Source organism: Kitasatospora sp. NPDC057512 (assembly GCF_042802135.1).
Taxonomy (GTDB): domain Bacteria; phylum Actinomycetota; class Actinomycetes; order Streptomycetales; family Streptomycetaceae; genus Kitasatospora.
Genome location: NZ_JBHVET010000610.1, coordinates 1 through 5,433, shown reverse-complemented (window position 1 = coordinate 5,433; position 5,433 = coordinate 1). Strand labels below are relative to the sequence as shown.

Below are 5,433 nucleotides of genomic sequence, written 5' to 3'. Positions count from 1 at the left end.
CCGGTGCCCCTCCCCCGCCCGCGCCGCCGCCCGGGTCAGGAGGCGGTGAAGGAGACCTGGTCGACGGTCCAGAAGGCACTGTTGGTGCCGGTGTAGCGGAACTGGAAGCGGGCGGTGGTGGCGCCGGCGGGGATGGTGACGGGGAGGTTCTCGACGGTGTTGAGGTCGCTGCGGTAGGACTTCACCGGCTGCGGGGCGCCGTTGTCGAAGACCACGTAGACGTCGCCGGTCTGCGGCCCGTCGACCTTGTAGTTCGTCGCGAAGGACAGCACGCCGCGGCTCGCGCCGGAGACCGGGTAGGCCGGGCCGACCAGGGTGGAGTCGAACTGGCCGGCGCCGTGCGCCTTGTCGTCCCACTCGTCGGAGTCGGCGACGGCGAACACGTTGCGGGCGCGCACGTTGGTCTCGCGGGACTGGCCGAGCTGGGAGGCCGTCCAGAACTCGTCGGTGGCGAAGGTCCAGCCGCGCCACTCGGTGACCCCGCCGCTGGGCATGCGGGAGTTGTCGATGCTCCAGCCGGCCGGCGGGGTGTGGGTCCAGCCCTTCACCCCGGCCGGGATGCCGCTCTCGTCGGCGCGGGCCTGCAGGCTCGGGCGCAGCGCGTCGAAGGCGTCGGGGGCGATCTCGTCGATCGGGCGGCCGTCGAGCTTCCAGGCGGGGTCGACGGCGACGCCCTCGTGCTTGAGGACAGTGGGGGCGATGTCGACGGGCTTGACGTCGTAGCGGCGCGAGCCGGGGGCGTAGCCGGTGCCGTTGGCGATCAGGAAGGTCTGGCGCTCGTTGGCGCTGTTGCCGCCGTGGCCGCCGGCGTCGGTGTGGCCGTGGTCGGTGGTGACGACGACCAGCCAGTCCTCCGAGGCGTACGTGGGGCGGGACTTGACGGCCTGGAGGACCTGGCCGACCAGGGTGTCGGCGGAGTGGAGGGCGGCCGCGTACTCGGGGCTGGTGCCGCCGTGGTTGTGGCCGGCCTCGTCTACCTGGTCGAAGTGCAGGAAGGTGGTGTCGGGGTTGCCGTGGGCGAGGTAGTCGGCGGCGTCGGCGGCGGTCTTGGCGTCGTTCTCGCTCTCCTGGAGGCGCAGGTCGGCGCGGCCGTTGAAGACGTTGCCGGCGATGGGGTTCCAGGAGCCGATCACCAGGGTGGAGGTGGTGGGGTCGGCGTTCTCCAGGCGGGTGGCGAAGTCGGGGAACAGGTCGAAGCGGGAGCCGGTGAAGCTGTTGTCCTTCACCTGGTGCTTGTCGGGCCACGCGCCGGTGGCGATGGTCGACCAGCCGGGGCCGGAGAGGGTGGGGGCCAGCGGGTTGGCGTAGAGGTTGCTGGTGGCGGTCAGGCCGCCGGCCATGAGGGCCTTGAGGGCGGGGGCGTCGGCGGTGAGCAGCTTGTCGTAGCGGGTGCCGTCGACGCCGATGACCAGGGTCTTGGCCTGCTTGGTGCCGTTCGGCAGGCCCTGGTAGGGGCCGGCGGCGGTCCCGGTCGTGGCGGTCCCGGTCACGGCGGGGGCGGTCGCGGCGGGGGCGGCGGCCGTGGCGGTGGCGGTCGGTGCGATCAGCGCGGCGGCGGTGGCGGCGAGGGCCGTGGCGGCGGCGAGGGCGGCGGTGCGGGAGGTGCGCAACGAGGGCTCCCAACTGGTCGTCGGTGCGGTGCAGTTGCACCGGGAGTGAGGATGCGCCGGGCGGGCGAGGACGGACCCTCACCGGATCCACGGTTGTATGAACAACCGCCGAAATTCAGACCAGACCCGTTATGCTTCCGTGATCAAAAGCCCCAGGTGCCGGGCCCGGCCCGTACGGCCCGGCGCGGTCCGCACGGCGCTCGGTAGGCTTGCGCGGTGAACCACCCCATCCCCCGGGCCGGCCCCGAAGCGGCCCGCGCCGGCGTCCCCGAGCACGGCCGGGTGCCCAAGTACTACCTGGTCAAGGCGCGTCTGGAGGAGCTGGTCGCCGAGCTGGGCCCGGGCGGGCGGCTGCCCACCGAGGCCGATCTGGCACAGCGTCACGGCGTCGCCCGGGCCACCGTGCGCCAGGCGCTGCGCGAGCTGCTGCTGGAGGGCCGGCTGCGCCGGCAGGGCCGGGGCACGGTCGTGGCCGGGCCGAAGATCGAGCAGCCGCTGTCCCTGAGCAGCTACACCGAGGGCGTCTCGCGCCAGGGCCTGCGCCCCGGCCGCACCCTGATCGCCCTGGACCGGCTGCCCGCCGACGCGGCGGTGGCCCGGCTGCTGGAGGTCCCCGAGGGCGAGCCGCTGTGGCACCTGGAGCGGGTGCTGCGCGCGGACGAGGAGCGCGTCGGGCTGGAGTCCACGTACGTGCCGGTGGCCCGGGCGCCCGCGCTGGACCGGGACTTCGACCCCGAGGGGTCCTTCTACGGCTACCTGCGCGGGCACGGGGTGCGCCTGGGCGCCGCCGAGGAGCGGATCGAGACGGTGCTGGCCACCCCGCGCGAGGCGCTGCTGATCGGCACCCCGCCGGCGCTGCCGATGCTGCTGCTGCACCGCCGCAGCCTGGACGCCGCGGGGCGCCCGCTGGAGCAGGTGCGCTCCCTCTACCGGGGCGACCGGTTCAGCTTCACCCTCGCCCTCGGCGCCCCGGACGGCGCGGACAGCGCCCCGTATAGCCCGGACGGCACCCCGGACGGCCCGGACGGCGCGGACAGCGCCCCGTATAGCCCGGACGGCACCCCGGACGCCCCGGACGGCGCCCCGCAGGAGCACTGACCGTCCGGCCTCCCGCACCCGGGCGCGGCGCACCGGGCCCGACCTTGTAGGTTTCGGTGTCACCGGCTGCGAGGGGCCGGTGACACCTGGTGGGGAAGGGGAGCCCGACCGGACAGGGAAGGGGACGGACCCCGGACGGGAAGGGCGGACAGTGGCCACGAGCACGGAGAGCGTGTTCCGCGGTGAGGGCGTACCCGAGAGGGAGCGGTTCGAGTGCTGGCGGGAGCTGGTCAGCCGCACCCGGGACAGCGAGGTGACCAGCCCCCACTCCGACGACTTCCGGGCGGAGATGCGTCGCCTGGAGCTCGGGCCGGTGACCCTCTTGCGGACCTCCTTCCCGCCGACCCGCTTCCAGCGCACCGAACGCCGGGTGCGCCGCTCCGACCTCGGGGTGTTCCACCTGACCCTGCTGCTCGACGGCGGCTTCGTCCTGACCCCCGGCAGCGGGCGCACCGAGACCTTCGGGCCCGGCAACCTGCACATGCTCGACAGCTCCCACCCCTTCGACCTGCGGGCCTTCGGCGCCCGCGCCCAGGCGCCCGCGGAGCGCCGGATCGAGGCCGTCGGCGTCGACTTCCCCACCACCCTGCTGCCACTGCCGGCGCACCGGGTGCACGAGCTGCTGGGCCGCGGCTTCTCCTCCCGGGAGGGCGCCTGCGCGCTGCTCTCGGAGTTCCTCGTCGGCCTGGACCGGCAGGCCGCCGTCCTGGGCCCGGTCGAGACCCCCCGCCTGGGCGGCATCGTGGTCGACCTGGTGGCCGCCTGGCTCGCCCGGGAACTGGACGCCGAGGCCGCCGTGCCCGACGACACCCGGCAGCGGGCCCTGGTCGAGAACGTCCGGGGCTTCGTCGAACGCAACCTGCGCGACCCGGAGCTGACCCCCGCCGTGATCGCGGCCGCCCACCACATCTCGGTCAGCTACCTGCACCGCCTGTTCACCCGGCAGTCCGGCGGCGAGACCGTCGCCGCCTTCGTCCGCCGCCGCCGGCTGGAGCGGGCCCACCGCGACCTGGCCGACCCGGCGCTGCGCGACCTGCCCGTCCACGCCGTCGCCACCCGCTGCGGCCTGCCCCGCGCCGCCGAGTTCAGCCGCGCCTTCAAGGCCGCGTACGGCCTCTCCCCCAGCGAGCACCGCCGGCAGGCCCTGACCGGGGGCGTCGGCGGATAGCCGCACGGGCGGCACGGCCCCGCCGACCGGGCGGGCTGTCGGGGGCATCCGGAACCACCTCGGCGGATCCGCCCCCCAGAACATGTGTCACGACACATATGTCGTGTAACCTATCTGCCATGAGTGCTACACGGAGAACCCCGACCCTCGTCTTCATCCCCTGCTTCTCCGGCGCCCCGTGGAGCGCCGAGCAGCTCGCCCCCTACGGCGAGGCACCCAAGCGCACGCTGCGCCTGCCCGAGGGCATCGACGACATGGAGCGCTACGCCGACCACGTCGAGAACGCGGTCGCGGACCTCGACGACTACGTGCTGGTCGGCGACTCGTTCGGCGCGGTCATCGCGCTCGCGCTCGCCACCCGCCGTCCGCGGGGCCTGCGCGCCCTGGTCCTGTCCGGCGGGTTCGCGGCCGACCCGGTCGACTCCAAGCCGTGGAAGGCCCTGATGCGGGCGATCGGCAAGGCCCGCGGCCCGCTCTACCGGCAGCTGACGCTGCGGGCCCACGCCCACCGCCTCGCCTCCCCGTTCGACGGCGAGGGCCAGGTGCCCTGGAACGAGGCGCGCAGCCGCGAACTGTTCCTCGTCAACACCCCGGCCGCGTCCTTCGGCGCGCGGGTGCGGGCCGCCATGACCGCCGACTACGTCGACGCGCTCGGCCGGGTCGAGGTCCCGACCCTGCTCCTGACCCCCTCGCACGACGTACTGATCGGCGAGAACGCGTCGAAGGTCATGCTCGCCGGCATCCCCGACGCCCGGGAGGTCGTGCTGCCGCGCACCGGCCACATGTTCCGCTTCTCCCACCCGGTAACCTACGCCGCCGCGGTCGAGAACTTCCTGGCCGCCCCGTAGACCACCCGGAAGGACATCGATGCGCAAGGCCGAGCACCTGCGGTTCGCGATCCTGGCAGCCCAGCGCGAAGGCAACCGGCTGCTGATCCAGGCCCTCAAACCCCACGGCATCACCCCCTCGCAGGCGGAGGTGCTGCGCCTGCTCCAGCAGCACGGCACCCTGAGCCTCAACGGGCTCGGACAGCTCCTGGTGTGCGAGAGCGGCACCAACCCCAGCCGGCTGGTCGAGCGCGTGGTCGCGGCCGGGCTGGTCGAGCGCCGCACCGACGCCGAGGACCGCCGCTACGTCCAGCTCAGCCTCACCCCCGAGGGCACACGCCTGGCCACCGAGGTCGCCGGGATCGAGGAGTTCCTCTACGCCGCGATGGACGCCGCCTGCGAGGGCCTGGACACCGACGCGATGCTCCGGTTCCTGCACAACTTCATCGACCCCCTCCCCTCGGGCGAGGCCCTCAACAAACGCCTCGCCCTCGACTGACACCGCGGCCTCGAAGCCCACCGGCACGAGAACCCCGCAGCGCGAGCACCCGCTGCGCACGCGCGGGCCGGAAGGCCGCACCTGTCCACGCAGTGCCAAGGACTGTCGACTGGGTGCCAACACGGCGGGGGTTTCTCCCTGGCATCCTCCACGAGTGAACACCGCGCGGCGGAACCTCTCGTTCCGTTTTCGCGCCGACGGCCCGGCACGCCACGGGGGAGCGTGCCGGGC

Annotated in this window: 5 protein-coding genes; 4 read left to right on the top strand and 1 reads right to left on the bottom strand. The window is 74.0% G+C overall.

Annotated elements, in window-relative coordinates; all coding sequences use genetic code 11:
* Nucleotides 1–35: 35 nt before the first annotated feature.
* Nucleotides 36–1,610 carry an alkaline phosphatase family protein gene (locus tag ACFU6K_RS30275; RefSeq protein WP_380668374.1) on the bottom strand — a complete coding sequence of 525 codons (1,575 nt, stop codon included), beginning with the start codon at nucleotides 1,608–1,610 and terminating at the stop codon, nucleotides 36–38.
* A gap of 216 nt (nucleotides 1,611–1,826) precedes the next feature.
* On the opposite strand from ACFU6K_RS30275, the gene ACFU6K_RS30270 reads away from it, so the two are divergent.
* The 4 genes from ACFU6K_RS30270 (at nucleotide 1,827) to ACFU6K_RS30255 (ending at nucleotide 5,202) form a co-directional block, all read left to right on the top strand.
* Entirely contained in the window at nucleotides 1,827–2,708 is an 882-nt protein-coding gene (locus tag ACFU6K_RS30270) for a GntR family transcriptional regulator (RefSeq protein ID WP_380668372.1), read from the top strand.
* Nucleotides 2,709–2,859: 151 nt separating this feature from the next.
* The gene (locus ACFU6K_RS30265) at nucleotides 2,860–3,876 is read left to right on the top strand and encodes a helix-turn-helix domain-containing protein (RefSeq protein ID WP_380668370.1); all 1,017 of its coding nucleotides are present in this window, start codon (nucleotides 2,860–2,862) and stop codon (nucleotides 3,874–3,876) included.
* A 119-nt stretch (nucleotides 3,877–3,995) separates the two neighbouring features.
* Entirely contained in the window at nucleotides 3,996–4,724 is a 729-nt protein-coding gene (locus ACFU6K_RS30260; protein WP_380668368.1) for an alpha/beta fold hydrolase, read from the top strand.
* A gap of 19 nt (nucleotides 4,725–4,743) precedes the next feature.
* Nucleotides 4,744–5,202, top strand: a complete 459-nt coding sequence (locus ACFU6K_RS30255) for a MarR family winged helix-turn-helix transcriptional regulator (RefSeq protein WP_380668366.1) — start codon at nucleotides 4,744–4,746, stop codon at nucleotides 5,200–5,202.
* Nucleotides 5,203–5,433 lie beyond the last annotated feature (231 nt).